A 19,292-nucleotide genomic window follows, 5' to 3' on the forward strand; every position below is an offset into this window, starting at 1 on the left:
ACCAATGTCAGCTTCTACATACCATTTATTCTGCTATTTGCGGACAGTACAACTCTCATTTCAAAATTCGGTGAATAAACTGCTCGATTGCAATGCGAGTGGCCCTCACTGATTAAAGTTTCCTTTTATTTTTGCATTGAATCTAACATCTTCACAATAAAGGCAGCTGCCTGACCACGAGTTGCTGTGCCTCGAGGATCAAACTCATTATTTCCAATACCATTAACTACCTTTAGACTGTATAATCGTTGAACCGATTCTTTGTATGTTATTAAATGCTTATCTGTAAATGGTAATGCTACTAACTCACCTGTAATTCCTTTATATCGTAATGCTTTGTCAATCATAATAGATACTTCTTCACGAGTAATTGGTGAGTTAGGATCAAAAATCCCTTCACCACGACCATTAATAATTCCTGCACTTGCACAACGTTTAATACCGTCATGAAGTGATGGATGTGCCTCATTAATATCTACAAATGACTTATTTCCCTCTGGTAGTTTAAGAGCATTCGAGATTAATTTCGCAAACTCCGCTCTCGTTACATTTCGATATGGCGCAAATACACCATTACCTTCGCCTTGCATAATACCTAGACTGTTTAATTTACGAATATGCCCTTCAAACCAGCCACCTGTAATATCATCTTTTGGTTTTTGTACTTCTTCCTTTGGTACATTGTAGTTAATTTTAATCCAACTTGGGTCATAGAAAATCCATTCTCCATTACCTACTTTATACCAACCATTTTTAACCGCTAATACTTTGTAACGATCTCCGTTTGAAGCTTTACGTACAACACGATGTTCAATACCCGCATCACTACGTACATTGATGCCACTACCATTTACCACTAGTTCCATGCTAGGTTCAGCTGGATTATTTTCATTTGGATTAAATGAGTCATTTTTATCTTGTAAAGGCGTATCAATCTGCGCATTTATATTTGCATACCACTGAATTCCTTGTACGAAACCAGCCCAATTACCACGTGAAATTAAAATGTCAGGACATTTTTTCCCGCTCCATTGTTGATGCTTGTAAATATGATCTGCACCAATTCCTTCTTTGTTCATTAAATAACCTGCAAGTCGTTTTGCATTTTCTAACGCTTTATTGTAATCACCGTCTTGGTTAACCGCAATCTCGATACCGATAGACTCCCTGTTTCCTGAACCATCTCCATCTCCTGCATGCCAACCATTTTCGTTTGTTGGTAAGTGTTGATAAATTTGTTTATCATCTACAGTAAAATGCCATGAAGCTGTTCGGAAAGTGCCTTCAGTTGCTTGCTTGTATAAATATTTCGCATGATTTTCAGCATTAGCACCAGCGGCTGTATTTGCGGTCTCATGAATTGTAATGTAACGTGCTTTCATCGGATTTGCAGGACGAATATCAGGATTTCCTGCTGGAACAATCCATTCCACAAATGGAACTCCTGCAAGTGTTCCATATTTCTTCGTACTCTGTGCACTATATTGAATACCTCTTGGCTTTGCAACAGGTTTCATTTGACGATCAGACCCATCATTTCGACCATCTACAGATTCAAATGCCTTTTCAATGTTTGAAATAGCTTCCTTTTCTGCTACTTGTCCCTTCTTAGCATCTTGCATTTTGTTTAATTCTTCTGTTTCATCATGTTTATGCTTATATTCTTCTAAAAGCATTTTTTCATTTTCAGATACTTCTGCTTCGTTAATTTGTACATGATCAGGAACTTCCAACTTGAAATTAGAATAATTTAATCCGCTCGTTCCATGTTCTCCCTGGGCAATATTAAGTTGATCAGTTTGAGATTTGTTTATCTCTTCTGCTGATGCTGATAAAGGTACACTCCCTAAAATCACTAGACTTGTTGATAGTGCGATTACTTGTTGTTTGATTGTCTTATTCATTATTATAATAAATACATACACACTCCCACCGTGTATGTATCTCAACCTCCCTTTATTGTCACATTAATTTTTAAAAATATGAATCTACTATGTACTTCTATTATATTTTCTTTTTATTTACATATTTTAATTATTTCATTTTATACTCATTAAGAAAATATTTATATGTCATCCCTACAGATGAATTTCATCTAACATACTTTTTATAAAATTCGTCAACAAACATTATTTTACAACTAATTACAAATACCGTCAAAATAATCAATTTAAACTTAGACAAATAACTGGTATACAATTTCATAATAAGAGATCCTATACTATCGAAATACATCTATTACAAATTCCCTTTAACGTTTTCAACAATCTCATTTATCGTATTCCGATCAAACTTATCACTAATTTCATATGACTCACGATCTCCTACGAATTGCACGCCTACGATATCATTGCGATCCTTACCGTATTGCACTTCAATAATAGATCCTCGCTCTATTTGCTTCCAAATGAGACCTGCTTCATCTTTATTATCTAAAATAATGCAGTCTTCAATATTTTCGTCAATCCCAATTAACTTATTATCATCCATATATCCAATCTCGTATTGTTGCCGTTCTTTCGCTTTGCCACTTACTAATATACCTTTGCTACCATATGAGTAATCCATATAGTCCTTTTTCTCCGTTTGTACCGCTTTCGGCTTTTGTGCTTCAGTTTTTTCAGCAGCCCCACAACCTGTAATAAGACTGATTGGGATAACCACTATTAATACTAATCTAGTAAATTTTTTTATCATTTGTAACCAACCTCATATATTTAATGCAAAACTCCATTTATTACTCTATTAAAGAATAACATGATACTAAGTAAACAGAACGAAAGATAACATATTATTTACATACTCGCACTTTAATGAAGGACTAGGCCATTTAAACCTAGTCCTACATAACTTTAACTTTGCTTCACATACTTAATTGTATTAAATGACGTCTCATTAAATAATCGCAAGTTTTCCCCATCATAATCTTGAACTTTATATGCTATTTTCTTTTTTTGAATTGTATCTTCTACACCGTCTACTAAACGTTTATTGAGATGTAAATAGATTGTAAAAGCTTCCTTATCATATTCCCAAGTTCCTTCAATATAATTCTTTTTATTTGGATACTCACCTTTACCATACGTTTCAAATGTCTTATCACCTTTTAAAATGAGTGACATATTGAAACCGTCTGTTCCTTGGAATCCCCAATTACCGATTAATTCCGTACCATCTTTCACATTCTTCATAACGTTATCTGTATTAATTCCAGCTTTCTTATCTAACTCTTTCAAATCTTTCATTGATACTGTACCGTCACCGATTTTAATATCTCCTTCAAGATCTTTGAATGCCTTAAGCCAGTAAATATCTCCTTCTTTCACTAGCTTTTCAGATTTCTCTATTAACTCTTTATCAGTCTTATCACCTTTTTCTCTTTTTTCTTTTCTGGTAAATACTTCATTTATTAAAGAAAAAGACTCTCTAAAATAACTAATTGCTTTTTCAAAATCTTTTTGTTGGTTTACATACTCTGCAGGGGGATCTATCGACTCAAATTTATCTAACACTTTATTTAATTCTTTCACACTATCTACTATATCTGATTTCTTTTTCTTACCGTCAAAAACCTCTCTTGTAATATTGTTATGCTCCGCAAACAACTTATCAAACTCTACTCCTAATTTATACACTTTATTAGGATAGTCTTCCTTTGAAACTTTTTCTTTCTTACTATTAGACTTCGATTCTTTTACTTTAGACTCTTCCGTTTTCTCCTGTTTAGAAGTGTTCGTTTTCTCAGAAACTCCACAACCAAATAACAACATGACCGGAACTGCTACCCCTAGTAGTTTCTTTGCATTCATGACTGATTTCTCCTTCTACTTGAATAGATTACTCTTGCTATACCCATCCTCTTTTTTTATCTTGTAATTAAAGTTACAATCGCAATAACTCCTAGAATCGGTCCCCAATATTCCATTTTTATAAAAAATAATGAGTGCTTTTTGTTAAACATAACTTTTTCACCAGTTTCGGTATCTATATAAACTTTCCCATCTGGCTTATTAATATATTTACCTAAATACCAAGACATAACCCCTGATATAATAAACATTACCGCCATTGGCCAACTATGGTCTTGAAAATATGTAGCATCCCCCGTTATAGATCCAAAGATAGCCTTACCCAAAAGAGTATTAATAATTACAATAATTGCGACTAAAAAACCCCAACCAGACCAAATAATCATCTATTTCTCCTCCTAAAGCGTACAACTTTGTACTTTATGTTAATTTGAACTGCAAACGAAAATGTTTAAAAAACCGAATATTCAGACGTTAATAATTATATTTAGCTTACATTCGATTCTAACTTTAATGTCCTAAATGCAAATGAACCAGATATAATTTGTAAAATTGTCGGAATAAGTAAAAAGAATAATGACATAAACAACATAACTATAGGAATCACAATCATACAAACCCCATAAACTTTATTATTAACCTTGTTTACTAAACACGATAAAATGAACAATCCTATTTGAACCGTTAAAATAATAGAGTAATAAGCTAAAAGTTCGTAATCAACACCTTCCATAATATTAAACGCTACAACTATTAATATTATGGAAATAATAATTCCCAAAATGCCACCAATTAAACCTAATACGAATTCAGGTGTTCTTTTCAATTCAATCCCCCTTTTATGAACCACTAACAACTTGTATATTTTTCCCACTCACCATCATACCAAATATTCACTGGAAAAACTATACAAATGTATTTTTTATTCTACTATACTTTGCTTCTAACTATAGATAGCTTGTAGCAGTCACAAAATCAAAAGCTTCAAAATTACTAACTGGTTTTGATACCTTTAGAAAGTAGACATACCTCTTGAATACAATTAGTATTAACATATGAAATACGAAAAGCTTAAAAAGGCTTTCACATGAAGAAAGGAAGTTGCACAACTATGGATCTTAAAACAGTTATGCAAGAACTTGAAGCTCTAGGTAAGGAACGAACGAAAAAAATATACATATCTAACGGTGCGCATGAGCCAGTATTCGGAGTAGCTACAGGTGCTATGAAACCAATCGCTAAAAAAATAAAATTAAATCAAGAATTAGCTGAAGAACTTTATGCCACAGGCAACTACGATGCTATGTACTTTGCAGGTATTATTGCCGATCCAAAAGCTATGAGTGAGTCTGATTTTGATCGCTGGATAGACGGGGCATATTTTTATATGCTATCTGATTATGTAGTGGCAGTAACTTTATCGGAGTCAAATATTGCACAAGATGTTGCTGATAAATGGATTGCAAGTGGGGACGAGCTTAAAATGTCTGCCGGATGGAGTTGCTACTGTTGGCTTTTAGGAAATCGCAAAGACAATGAGTTTTCCGAAAGTAAAATTTCCGATATGCTTGAAATGGTGAAAGATACAATTCATCATTCTCCAGAACGAACAAAATCCGCTATGAATAATTTCCTAAACACCGTGGCAATTTCATATGTACCACTACATGAAAAAGCAGTCAAAACTGCAAAAGAAGTTGGTATAGTTGAAGTGAAACGTGATAATAAAAAAAGCAGTTTGCTACATGCTTCAGAGAGTATTCAGAAAGAACTTGATAGAGGAAGACTTGGTTTTAAGCGTAAATATGTAAGGTGTTAAAAAAGATTCGTATTAGGGTGTCAATCTGATAAAGATTGATCCCTTTTTCATTCAGGTTATATATCCCCTCATTTACTTTTAACTTATATTAAAAAATAATATCCTGATAACCTACTTCCATTACCTTTTCATTTAATAATCGAACTCCTACACCATTTTCTATATCCCACGTACAATTAAATGTAATTCCAACCTCTCATCCTTCCGTAATATCTGCATACGGAACAACAATACCCTCTAAACCGATCATCTCTAGTATTTGATCAGTTGTTTCAACTAATGGATAATTTTCTTGCACTCCAATATCATATCCCAATTCACATCGCCTTTGTTTGTAATAGTCTAATATAGACTGTAGTAAACTTATTTGTACCTCTTCCCAATTTTTTATTAATGATTGATACGCTACATACTGCCCTTCATCAAACATCTCATCTTCTTCACCATCTATCATCAAATCAATCTCAGTGACATTGCCTATAAAAGTTATAGGCATACGCTTACCCCAAGCATAATTATATTCAATCTCTCCAAAAACTGAATCGTTCACTCTCATTTATCCGTCACTCCTCTCGCACTTATTACTAAGGTGTCCCTGTTTATTGTTAACTCCCATCAACACTTAACATTTGAAATATTCTTTCAAAAACATATAAAACGTTGGCCAACTCTCCTTTAATTCTCCATTTAAAAGTAATGCATCTCCACCTTCAAAATTTACTGAGTAAACTTTATCAGTTACACTATCAAGGACCAATGCAGCATTTGCTGTCATTTCCGTTAAAACTAAATACTTATTAGGAAATCCATGTTCCTTTCGAGCAATCATTGTGTAATATTCTATATTATTCTCTTCATCTATAATATCAAGTAATTCATAAGGAATGTGCTCATCCCAAAAAGGTCCTGCAAACCGATAATAAAACTCTCTAAATGTATTAGACACTACTACACCTAACCTATTTATTACTTCATTCACCTGATCTTTATCCGCCCGCTTATATATGTCTTCTTCCAAAACTTCTTCTAAGCAATTTGGCAAAGCATGCATTTGTATCCCCCTTTTATAAGGTTATTCCATGTGTTTATGAAATGAATTTGCATCTCCCTGCAAACTACCTATATGGCATAGAATCAATAAATGTAACCTCTAAACCATCAAACATATTTTCTCTTTTCGCTTCATTATATTTAAAATCATAAAGAACAATAGCAAAGTTAATATCGTTCGCTAAACTATCTCCATTTACTAGCTTTTTTATTTTAGGAATAATTCGTTCACTATAAGAAAAATCACTTAAAATATGTTCAACCTCCCTTTTGTTATTCTCATAAAAACAAATTTCAATATTATCTTCATCATAATAACCGAATTCAAAGCTCGTCCCAAACTTTGAATGAACTGAATCACCATCTATCGTGTAATCTATATCGACATACTCCTCAAGATTTTGGAGTGATTTAGAAATTCCAAACCAAACTGAAGCCATTCCACTATATTCCACTTTTCCACGCCCCTCTAGCCGGTCTATAATTCATATAAACATTCTTCACTTTACTATTTTTGTAATCTCAAACTAGAAATCAACTCATTTAAACTGTTCGAAATCCTCGAATTCGTTCTTTCCACTTACATTATTTAAAACAACTAGTGAACCATTTCCTTTTATCCCTATAGGAATCTTATCTAGTCCCTTAATAACTCGTGATTAAGTCTTCATCCTCATATCTAGGGTCTTTCTCCACTTTACCATCTTTTGTTTTGATGACTTTTAGTCTACCTAACCACTCTGCTCCGTTATATGTCTCTTCACTTACCCATACATTATGCTTTTTACCGTCTACCTCAACTACTAATGTTGGGTGTGTAAATATGAATTCCTCCTCTACATGCCTACCTACAATTTCTGCATGTAATGATGTACCTTCTTCAACTAATTTACTATTTTGATACCCTTCGATAATAGGTAATCCAATAAATACAAAGAATATGAGTCCAAATACGATTACTTTCTTCTTTGTACTCCATTTATTCTTTTCTTTCAATTCCTTCTGTCTCGCTTCTCTTTCTTCGCGTTCATCCAAACTCTCATTTAAAGCATCTTCCCATGCCTTAATTTCCGCTTCAATTTCTGCTTCAGCTCTTGCTAATTTTTCTAGTTGTTCATCGGTTGCTACCATCTCATATGAGTTCTCTTCAACTAAACGAATTTCAATACCCGTTTTTCTTATTTCTTTTAAGTCTTCTTCTGTACCATTTAACTCTCGAATGACTTCTCCTTGTTTGTTAACGAGTTTAGCGTGAATGTTTTTTTCTCCTTCTTCTTAAACATCTGAGCTCCTCCTTTATTTGTTTCCTATCATAGATAACCCTATTGCAATTAAGAGAAAGAAAACGATAATAAGGAAAGCCTTCCCTTTGCTTACTTGTGTTGTACAACCTTCCAAGACCGCCCATATAAGAATTGGGAAAAGAAGAATTCCTAGGAGAATATCAACCAACTTGTTGCTACTCTTCTTTAGTGGTTTTTCTTCTACTATCGGTTTTATCTGGACAGCTTCTTTTCTTATTTGTTTCGGCTTCTTTTTCTTGCGTCTATGATTCACCCAACATACCCCTTTTAGAATAACTTTTTACAACTATAAAAATACCGGAATATCCCCTTTTCATTTCCAATTATTCATATAAGCTCTCAATTTCCATACACCAAAAAGAACCTTTTCCCATACACTTATCATCAATTTTTTCTAATTTTTCTTTCAACCAACTTATTGTACACTCTGGTATATTATTATCGATAAAGGCATCCTCACCATTTATCTCTACTGCCCTATCGATCATTTTTGAATATACTAATAAACATGCTGCAAATTGATGTATAGAAGAATTCATAAACACTTCTTTATACGCATCACTATTATTTAGAAATACTATATTTTCTTGTTTTTCAATTATACAAATTGGATCTCCAGAACTTGTTGTTCCTAAATACAAATATTTTCGAAACTCTTCTGGCATATGAAATACATTTATAATAGACCTTACGAAAGACTGAGATGAAGTAAATTCTAAATATGGTGGCGGTGTTTCCGGTAAGCCTCCTATAGCCAAAAATCGTTTCACTTCAGCTGAAAAGTTTTTGTTTATTAATTCTTTTTCAGGAAATGTAATGAGTGGGCCATCTTTATTAACATCCCATTTCTCTCGAAAATCCTCTGGTAGTATCATTTTTTCACCTTCTTGATGTATTTATAACTTTTTACATTTAGTTGAGCTACTAGTTGTTTTTTTATTTTCTCCCATAAAACATCTATTAAAGCTTTCCGTTATAATAAAAATCACTCCTTAACAGAGTGTCATAGAATGATTCATCACATATATCGTTTTCTTATACGACTACATGTCCATAAAAATACTTTTTACCAATCTTCCATTCTTTCTTTGTTAAAACATCGATATATGACATCAACTCTCTATTTTTTTCATTTGTTATTATCGTATCGTATTGAATAGGACATTTGATTCCACTCCAAATTGATAAAACGGAAGGTATAGTAACAACATTATAAGTAATTCTATCTCTTAAAGAACTCATAACTTCCGAAACTAACTCCTTTGCCAAATCTCCAGGAAAAGATAGTCTATTACGATAATAGTATTCTTGCGTATCGTTATTTTCGATAAATTTAGAATAAGCTTCATTAAATTCTTCTAACGATACTTCATAATACTCGTCCTCCATTCCAAGCATCCATGAAAGTTCATTTCTTATAGCTTTTTCAACAAAGGTATCTTCCCACTCTTCTAGTAATGCTAAAAGATATGGTACTACATGATATGAAAGAGTTTCACCAGCACTTACTACAAAATTATGAACTCCATCCTCTGAAGCACTTGAAAGGAATTTCAAATTATTCGTTTCTAATAAATCATCGTGAGTAGCTACTGAACAAAATAGTCTAGTACATAAATGTAAAACAAGCTCATTTCGAGTACTATTCATAAGTTCAATTAGTAACCCCTTTACGGAGAAATCACCTAACTTTAACAATTCGTTAATTAAAATAAAGGATTCTGTCTCTGTTGCACTACCCCTTAAGTTAGACTTAAGAGTTTCTATTGTATGATTAGAAACTTTTCCATACCAAATATCTTTTTTTAGATCCTCTAATTCCATCATTCTCCCTCCTTTTATTGCTGCTTACATTTATACGAACCATTTTATATGGATAATATTATTAATTATGTAACTTATTTAAAAAATCCGTAAAATCATTAGCCACAAAAAATATATTTTCTCTCGCTACTTCCTCTGCTTCCTCAGCCGTAATCCCTTCACTTTCCATCAATGTTTCCTTTTCCCATGCCCCCTCATGTTCCCAAAAGACGACAATTGGATCTTCTTCATGATTTTTATAATCAAAGCAGATTAAATTTCCTGCTGGATCAAATGCGAATGGCACCAATGTATTTGGTAAAGTAGAAATATACTGATTATATACTTTAACGATATACTCACTACTATCCACATCATAAGAAAGTAAAGTTCCAAATACCTTTGTTATCGTGCCTATTTCAAATTTATAAGGTAACACAGCCGAACCATTATTATTTGTAGCACATTCTACATAGTCACTTGGAAATATATACCCTATCTCTTTTCCCACATTGTTTATATATTCTGCTGAAACTGGCTCATCCGGTACTAGCCATGTTAAGTCTTTTCTCATTTAACTTCACCTCCTAACAAATCACATCACGTTTATCCGAAATAACTAATTGCATCATCAACCAACCATGCCAGTCGTATGTCTTCTTTCGTAATCGTTTCATTGTTATGTAAGTCTTCCCACGCAATTAAATCAATTGACGCAGTCCACAAAATGTTGTCACTGCCTTTTGATGCACCGATTCCTAATGCCCCTGTGACAGCTGCTATTTCAATTACATTTTCTGAGAATCTATTTTCAAATCTACTTATTTCACTTGATTTACTCAATTTCGAATACATTCCTTTCATCACCCACAGGCATAAGTACTTTGTGAGTTTTCCTGTTTTATTATAATTGATCATGGTAAAGCCTATATAGAATTATAGCTATAATTCTATATAGGCTTTTTTTCACCTGGAATTTTAAATTTATTTACATCATATTCTTTAATTATATATACTTTTATAGCTTCAAAATCTTTACCAAATGCAAGAGATGGATTTTTTAAGAAATATATTATTTCTTCCTCATCATAAATTCGGGCTTTAATTATTTCTTTGTCCGAGTGAAACGATAAATTGACTCCTTTGTAAAAATATTCGTAGTATCCCTCTTCATCCTGCTCACTCTTATCTTCAAAAGGAACAGATTCAATATGATATATATTCCCATTTACATTTATTAATTTCATACAGCATCACTCCCTTTTCAAAAATATTCACAAGAAATTAAATAGTCTCTGTCAATCATACCAAAAATAAGGGATTTACTTTTAGAATTTATAAAAAATATATAGGATTAAATTACAATCTTTATATTATTTTTCATATTACTTCATTATCTCTGTACAATTGTGTAATGTGTCACAGAAGTAGACATATTGCAATGAGTCGCAGTGAAGTGGAATATCCCTTGAGAATATAAAATAAGAAGATTAATCTAGAAAGACTATCTAGTTCGATCTTCTTTTATTGAATTTTTAATTAATGCAATTTTACCCTTAAAATAATATAATCAACGGGTGGATTATTATTTACATCCTCAAAACTGGGTCTAATTTTAAAATCAAATTCATTTGTTATACTTTTCAATGAATAAAGGTTTGTTCTATCTACACTTGTACGGGGGAGCAATATATCCGAAAACGTAAAACGCATGAAGAATATGTTGCGGAACTATTAGAAAACGCGGGTATGATATGCCGCAGAGGTTTTAGAAGTTCATGGCGATAATATCGAAGTTATAGGAACATACAAAGGCGCTAGAAATACCACAGAACACAAATGTAACTCATGTAAAAATATATGGGAGGCAGCACCAACAAATATTTTAAAAGGAAAGGGAGAGAAACATTATGTCAAAGTTATTACGTGAATTATCTAAACCGGATAGTGAGGCCCTGCGTTCCGAAGCACTAGAACAGTTGAAAGTTACTTCAGGTAAAATTGTTGCTTGTGATCCTCTTATTTTTAATAAAAATCACTTCGAACAAACAATTCAGCCAGGTACATATCCAATTGTTGCTTGGTGGCATAAGGAAGATGGAGTCATTGCTGGTGCCGAATTGAAATTGTCGGAGTCAAAAGCGGTAAGATGGAAGATGGCAACAAAACCAGGACAAAATGTCAGTGAACTGGAAGACGGATATATTTTTGGTTACCCAGTTGATACAGGCTTAGGGTGCTTTGCAGATGTTGAGGCAATTGATAAGTTAGAAGAAATAGAAGATAGGTTACAACAAGAACTAGGAGAAGAATTTACTAGTTTGTATGATGATCTTATAGATGACATACTAACAGAACATAATGAAGATTGGGGAAATTGCGTGGTGTGTGAGGAAACAGGAAGTAATATTATTATATTCCGTTCAGGTTATGGAGATGGATTTTACCCTTCCTATTGGGGAATCGATGAAGCAGGAAAAATCGTTTCACTTGTTACTGATTTTCAAGTGCTGCATGAGGAAAATTGAGGACAACATCAATAATGATATAAGAATCAATATTTTTTCTTTTACAGCGTCAAATATTCCTCGTCTAATATTTGTATATAACTCGTAGAATAATCTCCTTATATACTACTGGTTCTAATAAATAGGGTTATATTCTTAAGTGAATATAACCCGTCATTAATTCTCGTTGTTTATTAACAGTTTTTTATTTAAATAATTTATTAACTCTACTGATGTAGAGTTAATAGTGCACTGTTTATCACGATAGAGGTGAACTTCAGATACTCTACGCTCCGAAATTACTTTTTCTATGATTTCCTGGCGATTATATTCTACCTGCACCGTTTCACAGTTTCCCCAATGAGTAGGAGCGGATTTTTCGTTTGATTCAAATACATCTAGAAGACGATTCAATATCTCTTCCTCGTTAAATGCTACAGTCGGATACATTGCGATTGTAAAATAATTCGGTTTCATTTTTTTGTTCTACAATATTCCCTTGTTCATCATACTTTTAAAAGTCATTTCACGTCCCGCAATACATTCAGACTCATGCTTCTTCATTCCGTTTTGAAAAAATTCAACATGGTAGCCTTCAACCGTGCTTCTATTCATATTGCTGATTCTTTTTATATTTCCATTCATATACAATTCCACATACTCTCCTTGTTTAACACCATTTTCTACATAGAAATAACATTCTATATTTCCATTCTCATAAACATCATAAGCTAAGCCAGTAAACAATTTTTCTTTACCATCATCTGCACACTCTACTATTCCTAGCCCATAAGGTCCCCCATATTCTAAACACTCTTCAAACTCAAGGCTATTCTGTATTATATACTCCTTCGTTAACACACCATTTAACATTTTCAATCCTCCTTTACAATATTAGCTAATGGTTAAGCTCTGTTTATGTAAAAGTAAGTTTTTATCGTAATACACTTCTATTTTTATTATGTAATTTCTATATACAATGAGGGGGATTTTCTAATATTTTTTTATAACGTATATATCCATCAATATATAATTTTAACTTTTAAATACATATTTTTTCTGATTTTTAAATTCACTCCTCAATCGCCTAATGAACTAACAGATCCCCTTAATTATTTTTCATTTTGCACAGTATGTATTAATTACGCACAAATAAAAAAACTACAGTCTAGTATATCACTGTAGATTCTTACATTTACTCTTCTTGATAATGCACTATATCATAGGGATAGTGTGATGTCTCTTTCAAAACTGCATTATCTTAAGTCTATTTATAGTACTTAATGCATCTTTCTTGGAAAAGGATTCTATCATCAAACAGCACTTCTTCTTGCAGAAACTTTATTATATCCTCTATTTTCGCAATGAATAATGTGAAAAAATCGCCCGAATTAGGATATGAAAATAGTCCATACCCCTTTGGTGACAGTATTTTGTTGACCTCCTGGATCTTTTCCGGTAAAAATTCATAATTAAATGCTTCTAATTTCTCGAGTTCTTCTTGTGTCGCTAATTCAATTTGGTGGGCAAATTCATAATCAAGAATAAAATTTACAATTTCTTGGTATTGCTCACCTTTATAGTCAACGTATAAAAACTGTTTCGTCGTCAATCCATATTTTAATAGGTCTTCATGTAAGTCATAACTTCCTTGCTCCTTCAAAAACGTTTCCAAATCCTTGCTATCAGGAAATATAATCTGCGCTATTTCTTGATTAGGCATATTAGCTTCCTCCCTTTTATTGAAATAATTCTCCATGCTTGTTAGGAATATATTCCGGGTAGTTTTTACGATAAAATTGATCAATCATCTGAAGCACAGAGTCCCACTCAGGGTATGGCTCACGTTCTCCAAATACCATTTTCGCTTCTGGAGTATTCATCAGAAAATTATCGAATTGAGTAGGTACTGGCAATCCTAGTTTTTTTCTTACATGGATCAAGAACAAGATTTCATAAGGATAAAATCCGAATCCAAAATCACCAAATTCACCTAGCTGTCCGATTTCAGAAGCTAATGCAGAATGATACTGAGACATTATCGAAATTAGATGTTCTATTTCTTCTAAATCACCAGTCGACCAACGTTCCAGCACTTCATCATAAATGTTTAGGTCTTCAGGGATTAAGTCACATCGCAGTTCAGCTTCCTTAAACTTATTTATCACGGCTAGATGCAATTTTTCATTCGTTCCCATGATGGTTTTATTTTTATACTGCAAGTACAGCTCTAGCAAAAACCAAATATGTCTATCCTCTTCATTGGCATCTATTAAATGTCCACCGAAGTGATGAGCCATAAAATCATATAATATATTTTCTTCTTTCTCCCATCCATACATTGCAAAATGAACTAATGTGAGGACGACTTCGCTAAACGAATATCCCAAGATCATTCTTGGATACCTTATTGTATAGAGATCCTGTCCCATGCATTGGTAAAATAAGACCTTCTGCATGTTTTTTAATCCTTCTGCATTGTTTCCACCGTTGATCAATACATCGTTTTTCCATAGTGACAAGTGATATGAAGAAATTTTGCTTAGATTTATTAATAGTATGTGATCTTTCTCTGTTTCATTTTGCTCAACAATTTTCTCAATCTTTCTTCTACTGACATTATATTTATCTTTAACATCTTCAAATTTGATTCCATCCACAAAATTTTTGCTATATCTTTTAAAAGCCATTTCTAACTTTTTTTGATTCATAACTGCATCCCTCCTATGAATACATCTATTTTCTTCTTTAACCTTTCCCCTTAATTCACTCTCACCTTCAACGAACTCATATATTTCTATACAATTTGTATTATCTATTCATTCATATAACTTATCACCAGACACACTTTTCTGTTCACTCCAAACCTCGCATTTACACAGTGCATCTCTTTCAGTAAATTAAAGCAATAGAAACTATCATTAGTTTTTCTTCTTCTCTTATTTTTTCCCACAACTGTTTGCTAAGTGAACATGTTCATTAAAAATGTTGTTGTTAATTTGTTTTTCATATTTCTTTAATTCTTCATTGATTTTACTGCCAGTTTTACTTTCAAAACTTTTCTCTAATTCTGCTGCTATATCTCTTAGACTTGTTTGTAATTCATGAAATGCCCCTATGTTTTTTTGAAGAGCATATGTATCTTCTTTTATAATGTCTATTGATTTAAACCCTACTTCTGTTTTTAACATCATACGCTGCATTTCTCTTTCAATCTGTTTTTTAGCAGCTTGTAACTCCTCAACAACCTGACTCGCTAAATCTCCTGTCACATTTTCGATTTGCTTTTCTATCTTTTTAATTTCCCCCATAAAATCCATCATATAATTATCTCCTTATCTAAACTGAAAATTCCCCGCTAATTGATTATCTTTATCCCTAAGTGAATTTGCTGCATCACTAATTTCATCCCCAAATCTACTTAAACTTTTTTGTTCTTTTCTTAAAAGATGAATTAATTCTTCTGCCATGTGTACATCGTGAAAATAGTCATTTCCACCTTCTTTCGTTTTAGCAATTCGTGAGATGGCTTCATCTATTTCGTATGCTTCTAATAGATGATATTTCCCACCTGGCCCTGTTTCATATTTTAATTGACTTTTCAACTTTTGAACCGCTTCAGCTTCTTTTCTTTGAAACTCTTCTATATTTTTTGCTATATCTGATAATCGATTACTGAGCATTTGAATTTTTTGTGCTTGTCTTATAATATCTTCAGGTTCTAATTTTAATAGGGGGCTTCCATTTGAATGAAAGGATCCCTTAAATGTATCTCTGCCGTGTCCGTCCATAGTTAAACGTGTAAAAAAATCTTCTTTTGTATCATTCTGTCTCACTGTAAATTGCTTACCAATTAGAGGTGCACCGAATTGAGTATGGTTACCAATTGGGTCATTCTCATGTGTATAATCCGTAGCTTTGTTTTCCATTTCCCCTCTATCTACTCGTTTTTTCGCTTCAGGACTTAGCAAACGATAAGGGTTTGGTGCAGCCCATGTAGTTGCATAAAAATTCCGTTCCGAAGCAACATAATCAGCTTCTGCGCCTCCTTTACTATGCCCTGTAGCATGCACATAAGTTGGCTGATATGTTTCATTTACTTTATCTACCCATTCCAATCCGGTATTAAAAGATGTTGCAAAATCTGGTTTTACTGTTTGACTATTACTTGGAGTAATTACTTTAGAATGTGTTTTAATTCCAAACGTAATTTGATCGATATCTGTTTCGAAATCTGCTAATTGCTTAGGCTCTGTTCCACGAAATGCAAATACTATAGTTTCATAGTGAGTTTTATTCTCTTTATAATCATTTTTCGGTACCACTGCAATAGCTTGTAATCCATTTTTCACTTTTTGACAATCTGCATCTATTGATTCTATAACAACCCATTTTTTTACCATTAACACCTTTTATTTCTACACCTTTGTGCAAAAATTTATCATCATACACTTTATCTGATAGTTCGAAGTAATCTTCATCTGTCGCAATTGAATTCTTTTTAAATTCACTCATATCTTTCAACTCATTTCATGGTATATTTTAACTATATTCAAATACAAGGGGATTTTTTATGAAGAAAAAATTAGTAATTATTTTATCCATTATTTGTATTATAGCAGGAGGATTTTTTACAATGGAATACTTAAAACATAAAGAAAAAGAAGAATTTTTTTGGAAAACACAAGAAACAAGAGTAGAAAAGTATATTCATTATAATGTTAAAGATGTTAAATCGATTACATTTATAGAACATAAAATAAGTCCAATGGGAATTCCGTCTATAGAAGGATATATAAATGATGATAAAGATCTATGGTTTGATGCTAGTATCAGTACTACAGAAAACTTCGAAGATAAATTTTCACGTTCTGGAGAACTAGGAAAACTTATAAAAGACCCTGAAAAATCTGTATCCGAAATTGAAGAGGAAGAGAAAGAAAAGAAAAGAAAAAAGAATAGTCTCTGCACTATTCTTGTCTATCCCATTTTAAAAAGAATGTAATGGTAAGTTTTTTATAAGGGGCATTTCTAATGAAGAAAGTAGTTATTTTAATTGTATCTGCTTTGTTACTCATAGCAGGAGGATTTTTTACTTTGGAATACTTAAAACATAAAGAAGAAGAGGAAAAGTTTTGGAAAGTACAAGAAACAAGAGTAGCAAAATATATTCATTATAATGTTAAAGATGTAAAATCTATTACATTTACAGAACACGAAACTAGTCCTATGGGCGTTCCTCATATAAAAGGATATATAAATGATAATCAAGAATTATGGTTTGATGCCGGTCTTAATAGTAATGATAATTTCGAAAGGAAATTGGGGCGTTCTGGAGAACTTGGACAACTTATAAAACAGCCTGAAAAATCCGTATCCGAAATTGAAAAGGAAGAGAAAGAAAAGAAAAAAGAATAGTCTTTGCACTATTCTTGTCTTGTCTTCCCTATCCAATTTTAAAAAGAATGTAATAGGGGCATTTCTAATGAAGAAAGTAATTATTTTAATTGTATCTGCTTTGGTGCTCATAGCAGGAGGGTATTTTACAATGGAATACTTAAAACATAAAGAAATAGAAGAAAAGTTTTGGAAAGCACAAGAAGTACGTGTAGAAAAGTATATTCATTATAATATTAAAGATGTGAAATCTATTACATTTACAGAACGTGAAACTAGTCCTATGGGCATTCCTAGACTAAAAGGGTATATAAATAATAACCAACAATTAGATTTTGTAGCTCGTATTAGTACTACAGAAAATTTCGAAGATAAATTTGACTGCTCTGCGGAATTAGGAAAACTTATAAAAGATCCTGAAAAGTCTGTTTCCGAAATTGAAAAGGAAGAAAAGAAAAAAATCCAAGAGTAGTCTTTACGATTACTCTTTTGTTTTCCTATAAAAAATAAAACAAAAGTTGATTATTTGTAATATAGTAATAGCCATTTAACTATCTATAAGATAATTTTTTTATATTTGATAACCATATGCCTATCAATCCCATTATTTTAGTCTTATTTTTTTTCCAATCTTTATTATCTCTCATCTATCTTACGTTTTATGTATGCAGCGATTTCTATTCTCTTGTTTAGCTATGTCTCTTACATTTGCAGAAACATGAATTATTCAACCGAAGATTTATAATCACTCTTTACATTTTTTAACCCTTCTATTACATTATTTATTCTTATCGATAAATCTTTTATTTCCTCTACTGTCAATTCACCTTCTGCCTCTTGAAGATTAAACATACTTAGCCTCTTTGTTATACCTTTAATACGCCCAACAAAAACCATATGATGATTGACTGCTATTTCTCCTATGGCAGTATCAACGATAACATCTTCAATCTTTCCTACATTATCAAATTCATCCGCTAGTTTTGCTATAGCATATCGATACCCTCTCTCTTCATCTAATAACTCTTCGTACGCCTCCCGAATTGCATGAAATAATTCATCATACTCCCAATCTTTCATACATCCTCCCTCAAAAAAATCCCCACGCTTATGTGAAAATAATCTTTCAACACAAATATGAGGACTTCCTTATTTCATTACTATACTTTATACATTTTATTCGTTAGAATCTTCGTCTTTCAATTTATATACTCTATCTCTTTTCTCATCACTTTTGACAAAAATAAGCTTTTCTTCTTTAACAAAACCTTCTAATAGTAAGCATACTTGCCCATATGCTTTAGGCTTATTCGTTGTGAATCTTTCATCTGATATTTTACCAGCTCGTATTAATTGTTCGCATAACTCAAGTGCACTTATTTCTTCAGAATTAATTAATTCTAAAATGTCCTTTTGTAAGGGCGATAAAGGTACGGGAATCTCAGCTACCTCTACCTTTCCTCGTTTGTTTTCTTCTTCAAATAAATCTTCGAATGAAATTTGATTCATACTTCTTTTCCTTTCTAACGATTGATTTGTATAACATGAACTGAATCCTATAGCGTATGTATTATTATGTATCACTTACCTTTTTTCAAAAATC

Annotated in this window: 23 protein-coding genes and 6 pseudogenes; 5 read left to right on the forward strand and 24 right to left on the reverse strand. The window is 32.4% G+C overall.

Features of this window, described 5'->3' with window-relative positions:
• Positions 1–125: 125 nt before the first annotated feature.
• The 5 genes from MHB52_RS16455 to MHB52_RS16475 form a co-directional block, all read right to left on the reverse strand.
• A complete protein-coding gene (locus MHB52_RS16455; protein ID WP_002000187.1) occupies positions 126–1,904 on the reverse strand; it encodes an S-layer homology domain-containing protein in 1,779 nt (592 codons plus the stop codon).
• 334 nt (positions 1,905–2,238) lie between these two features.
• A complete protein-coding gene (locus tag MHB52_RS16460; protein WP_000591634.1) occupies positions 2,239–2,697 on the reverse strand; it encodes a hypothetical protein in 459 nt (152 codons plus the stop codon).
• Between the two features lie 155 nt (positions 2,698–2,852).
• Positions 2,853–3,809: a DUF3994 domain-containing protein gene (locus tag MHB52_RS16465; protein ID WP_016118256.1), complete on the reverse strand. Its 957-nt coding sequence runs from the start codon at positions 3,807–3,809 to the stop codon at positions 2,853–2,855.
• Between the two features lie 56 nt (positions 3,810–3,865).
• Positions 3,866–4,195, reverse strand: coding sequence for a hypothetical protein (locus tag MHB52_RS16470; RefSeq protein WP_000587855.1), 330 nt, complete (start codon positions 4,193–4,195; stop codon positions 3,866–3,868).
• Between the two features lie 101 nt (positions 4,196–4,296).
• On the reverse strand, positions 4,297–4,635 hold the full coding sequence (locus MHB52_RS16475) for a DUF4064 domain-containing protein (protein ID WP_000831724.1): 339 nt from the start codon (positions 4,633–4,635) through the stop codon (positions 4,297–4,299).
• Positions 4,636–4,920: 285 nt separating this feature from the next.
• Here MHB52_RS16475 and MHB52_RS16480 point away from each other — a divergent pair, with 285 nt between their 5' ends.
• Entirely contained in the window at positions 4,921–5,628 is a 708-nt protein-coding gene (locus MHB52_RS16480; RefSeq protein ID WP_061664364.1) for a DNA alkylation repair protein, read from the forward strand.
• An 88-nt stretch (positions 5,629–5,716) separates the two neighbouring features.
• Here MHB52_RS16480 and MHB52_RS16485 read toward each other — a convergent pair.
• The 11 genes and pseudogenes from MHB52_RS16485 to MHB52_RS16535 all read right to left on the reverse strand — a co-directional run bounded on the left by MHB52_RS16485 (position 5,717) and on the right by MHB52_RS16535 (position 11,032).
• Positions 5,717–6,184, reverse strand: a pseudogene (locus MHB52_RS16485) (DUF6985 domain-containing protein).
• Positions 6,185–6,250: 66 nt separating this feature from the next.
• Complete coding sequence (locus MHB52_RS16490) at positions 6,251–6,679, reverse strand: SMI1/KNR4 family protein (RefSeq protein WP_061664363.1); 429 nt, start codon at positions 6,677–6,679, stop codon at positions 6,251–6,253.
• A 64-nt stretch (positions 6,680–6,743) separates the two neighbouring features.
• The gene (locus MHB52_RS16495) at positions 6,744–7,133 is read right to left on the reverse strand and encodes an immunity 22 family protein (protein ID WP_061664362.1); all 390 of its coding nucleotides are present in this window, start codon (positions 7,131–7,133) and stop codon (positions 6,744–6,746) included.
• A 53-nt stretch (positions 7,134–7,186) separates the two neighbouring features.
• A pseudogene (locus MHB52_RS16500) lies at positions 7,187–7,319 on the reverse strand (SecY-interacting protein Syd); the annotation flags it as partial.
• A gap of 4 nt (positions 7,320–7,323) precedes the next feature.
• The gene (locus MHB52_RS16505; protein WP_340767734.1) at positions 7,324–7,809 is read right to left on the reverse strand and encodes a hypothetical protein; all 486 of its coding nucleotides are present in this window, start codon (positions 7,807–7,809) and stop codon (positions 7,324–7,326) included.
• A gap of 165 nt (positions 7,810–7,974) precedes the next feature.
• Entirely contained in the window at positions 7,975–8,235 is a 261-nt protein-coding gene (locus tag MHB52_RS16510) for a hypothetical protein (protein ID WP_001016547.1), read from the reverse strand.
• Between the two features lie 70 nt (positions 8,236–8,305).
• On the reverse strand, positions 8,306–8,857 hold the full coding sequence (locus MHB52_RS16515) for an SUKH-4 family immunity protein (RefSeq protein WP_061663523.1): 552 nt from the start codon (positions 8,855–8,857) through the stop codon (positions 8,306–8,308).
• A 160-nt stretch (positions 8,858–9,017) separates the two neighbouring features.
• Positions 9,018–9,806 carry an Imm47 family immunity protein gene (gene imm47, locus MHB52_RS16520; protein WP_061663524.1) on the reverse strand — a complete coding sequence of 263 codons (789 nt, stop codon included), beginning with the start codon at positions 9,804–9,806 and terminating at the stop codon, positions 9,018–9,020.
• A 61-nt stretch (positions 9,807–9,867) separates the two neighbouring features.
• Complete coding sequence (locus MHB52_RS16525; protein ID WP_061663525.1) at positions 9,868–10,359, reverse strand: SMI1/KNR4 family protein; 492 nt, start codon at positions 10,357–10,359, stop codon at positions 9,868–9,870.
• Positions 10,360–10,409: 50 nt separating this feature from the next.
• Positions 10,410–10,649, reverse strand: a pseudogene (locus tag MHB52_RS16530) (DUF7021 domain-containing protein); the annotation flags it as partial.
• An 86-nt stretch (positions 10,650–10,735) separates the two neighbouring features.
• A complete protein-coding gene (locus tag MHB52_RS16535) occupies positions 10,736–11,032 on the reverse strand; it encodes a hypothetical protein (protein ID WP_061663527.1) in 297 nt (98 codons plus the stop codon).
• A 663-nt stretch (positions 11,033–11,695) separates the two neighbouring features.
• Between MHB52_RS16535 and MHB52_RS16540 the strand changes: the two genes are divergently transcribed.
• Positions 11,696–12,313, forward strand: a complete 618-nt coding sequence (locus MHB52_RS16540) for a DUF4241 domain-containing protein (protein WP_061662905.1) — start codon at positions 11,696–11,698, stop codon at positions 12,311–12,313.
• Positions 12,314–12,547: 234 nt separating this feature from the next.
• Here MHB52_RS16540 and MHB52_RS16545 read toward each other — a convergent pair.
• The 6 genes and pseudogenes from MHB52_RS16545 to MHB52_RS16570 form a co-directional block, all read right to left on the reverse strand.
• A pseudogene (locus MHB52_RS16545) lies at positions 12,548–12,769 on the reverse strand (hypothetical protein); the annotation flags it as partial.
• Positions 12,720–13,165 (reverse strand): annotated as a pseudogene (locus MHB52_RS16550) (toxin-antitoxin system YwqK family antitoxin). The pseudogenes MHB52_RS16545 and MHB52_RS16550, both read right to left, overlap by 50 nt.
• 394 nt (positions 13,166–13,559) lie before the next feature.
• Positions 13,560–14,015: a hypothetical protein gene (locus tag MHB52_RS16555; RefSeq protein ID WP_061662904.1), complete on the reverse strand. Its 456-nt coding sequence runs from the start codon at positions 14,013–14,015 to the stop codon at positions 13,560–13,562.
• A gap of 16 nt (positions 14,016–14,031) precedes the next feature.
• Positions 14,032–15,003 (reverse strand): hypothetical protein, encoded by a 972-nt coding sequence (locus MHB52_RS16560; RefSeq protein WP_061662903.1) that lies wholly within the window; start codon positions 15,001–15,003, stop codon positions 14,032–14,034.
• Between the two features lie 228 nt (positions 15,004–15,231).
• A complete protein-coding gene (locus MHB52_RS16565; RefSeq protein ID WP_061662902.1) occupies positions 15,232–15,615 on the reverse strand; it encodes a hypothetical protein in 384 nt (127 codons plus the stop codon).
• Between the two features lie 12 nt (positions 15,616–15,627).
• Positions 15,628–16,807 (reverse strand): annotated as a pseudogene (locus tag MHB52_RS16570) (cytoplasmic protein).
• A 58-nt stretch (positions 16,808–16,865) separates the two neighbouring features.
• Between MHB52_RS16570 and MHB52_RS16575 the strand changes: the two are divergent.
• The 3 genes from MHB52_RS16575 to MHB52_RS16585 all read left to right on the forward strand — a co-directional run bounded on the left by MHB52_RS16575 (position 16,866) and on the right by MHB52_RS16585 (position 18,161).
• On the forward strand, positions 16,866–17,297 hold the full coding sequence (locus tag MHB52_RS16575) for a DUF1433 domain-containing protein (RefSeq protein WP_340767735.1): 432 nt from the start codon (positions 16,866–16,868) through the stop codon (positions 17,295–17,297).
• A 29-nt stretch (positions 17,298–17,326) separates the two neighbouring features.
• Positions 17,327–17,710, forward strand: coding sequence for a DUF1433 domain-containing protein (locus MHB52_RS16580; RefSeq protein ID WP_000758185.1), 384 nt, complete (start codon positions 17,327–17,329; stop codon positions 17,708–17,710).
• 67 nt (positions 17,711–17,777) lie between these two features.
• Positions 17,778–18,161, forward strand: coding sequence for a DUF1433 domain-containing protein (locus tag MHB52_RS16585; RefSeq protein ID WP_061663077.1), 384 nt, complete (start codon positions 17,778–17,780; stop codon positions 18,159–18,161).
• Positions 18,162–18,412: 251 nt separating this feature from the next.
• Here MHB52_RS16585 and MHB52_RS16590 read toward each other — a convergent pair whose 3' ends face one another.
• The gene (locus MHB52_RS16590) at positions 18,413–18,769 is read right to left on the reverse strand and encodes an Imm3 family immunity protein (protein ID WP_000656073.1); all 357 of its coding nucleotides are present in this window, start codon (positions 18,767–18,769) and stop codon (positions 18,413–18,415) included.
• Between the two features lie 96 nt (positions 18,770–18,865).
• The gene (locus MHB52_RS16595) at positions 18,866–19,198 is read right to left on the reverse strand and encodes a DUF3895 domain-containing protein (protein ID WP_001071932.1); all 333 of its coding nucleotides are present in this window, start codon (positions 19,196–19,198) and stop codon (positions 18,866–18,868) included.
• Positions 19,199–19,292: the final 94 nt, after the last annotated feature.

Origin of the sequence: Bacillus sp. FSL K6-0073 (genome assembly GCF_038006085.1) — a bacterium.
Lineage (GTDB): Bacteria > Bacillota > Bacilli > Bacillales > Bacillaceae_G > Bacillus_A > Bacillus_A cereus.

Bases quoted from the DNA above. Each gene is read 5' to 3' on its own strand.
- MHB52_RS16590 (WP_000656073.1), bottom strand. From the start codon at position 18,769: ATGAAAGATTGGGAGTATGATGAATTATTTCATGCAATTCGGGAGGCG.
- MHB52_RS16515 (WP_061663523.1), bottom strand. From the start codon at position 8,857: ATGATACTACCAGAGGATTTTCGAGAGAAATGGGATGTTAATAAAGAT.
- MHB52_RS16480 (WP_061664364.1), top strand. From the start codon at position 4,921: ATGGATCTTAAAACAGTTATGCAAGAACTTGAAGCTCTAGGTAAGGAA.
- MHB52_RS16460 (WP_000591634.1), bottom strand. From the start codon at position 2,697: ATGATAAAAAAATTTACTAGATTAGTATTAATAGTGGTTATCCCAATC.
- MHB52_RS16595 (WP_001071932.1), bottom strand. From the start codon at position 19,198: ATGAATCAAATTTCATTCGAAGATTTATTTGAAGAAGAAAACAAACGA.
- MHB52_RS16540 (WP_061662905.1), top strand. From the start codon at position 11,696: ATGTCAAAGTTATTACGTGAATTATCTAAACCGGATAGTGAGGCCCTG.
- MHB52_RS16585 (WP_061663077.1), top strand. From the start codon at position 17,778: ATGAAGAAAGTAATTATTTTAATTGTATCTGCTTTGGTGCTCATAGCA.
- MHB52_RS16565 (WP_061662902.1), bottom strand. From the start codon at position 15,615: ATGATGGATTTTATGGGGGAAATTAAAAAGATAGAAAAGCAAATCGAA.
- MHB52_RS16465 (WP_016118256.1), bottom strand. From the start codon at position 3,809: ATGAATGCAAAGAAACTACTAGGGGTAGCAGTTCCGGTCATGTTGTTA.
- MHB52_RS16560 (WP_061662903.1), bottom strand. From the start codon at position 15,003: ATGAATCAAAAAAAGTTAGAAATGGCTTTTAAAAGATATAGCAAAAAT.
- MHB52_RS16505 (WP_340767734.1), bottom strand. From the start codon at position 7,809: ATGGTAGCAACCGATGAACAACTAGAAAAATTAGCAAGAGCTGAAGCA.
- imm47 (WP_061663524.1), bottom strand. From the start codon at position 9,806: ATGGAATTAGAGGATCTAAAAAAAGATATTTGGTATGGAAAAGTTTCT.
- MHB52_RS16580 (WP_000758185.1), top strand. From the start codon at position 17,327: ATGAAGAAAGTAGTTATTTTAATTGTATCTGCTTTGTTACTCATAGCA.
- MHB52_RS16525 (WP_061663525.1), bottom strand. From the start codon at position 10,359: ATGAGAAAAGACTTAACATGGCTAGTACCGGATGAGCCAGTTTCAGCA.
- MHB52_RS16455 (WP_002000187.1), bottom strand. From the start codon at position 1,904: ATGAATAAGACAATCAAACAACAAGTAATCGCACTATCAACAAGTCTA.
- MHB52_RS16470 (WP_000587855.1), bottom strand. From the start codon at position 4,195: ATGATTATTTGGTCTGGTTGGGGTTTTTTAGTCGCAATTATTGTAATT.
- MHB52_RS16535 (WP_061663527.1), bottom strand. From the start codon at position 11,032: ATGAAATTAATAAATGTAAATGGGAATATATATCATATTGAATCTGTT.
- MHB52_RS16555 (WP_061662904.1), bottom strand. From the start codon at position 14,015: ATGCCTAATCAAGAAATAGCGCAGATTATATTTCCTGATAGCAAGGAT.
- MHB52_RS16490 (WP_061664363.1), bottom strand. From the start codon at position 6,679: ATGCATGCTTTGCCAAATTGCTTAGAAGAAGTTTTGGAAGAAGACATA.
- MHB52_RS16575 (WP_340767735.1), top strand. From the start codon at position 16,866: ATGAAGAAAAAATTAGTAATTATTTTATCCATTATTTGTATTATAGCA.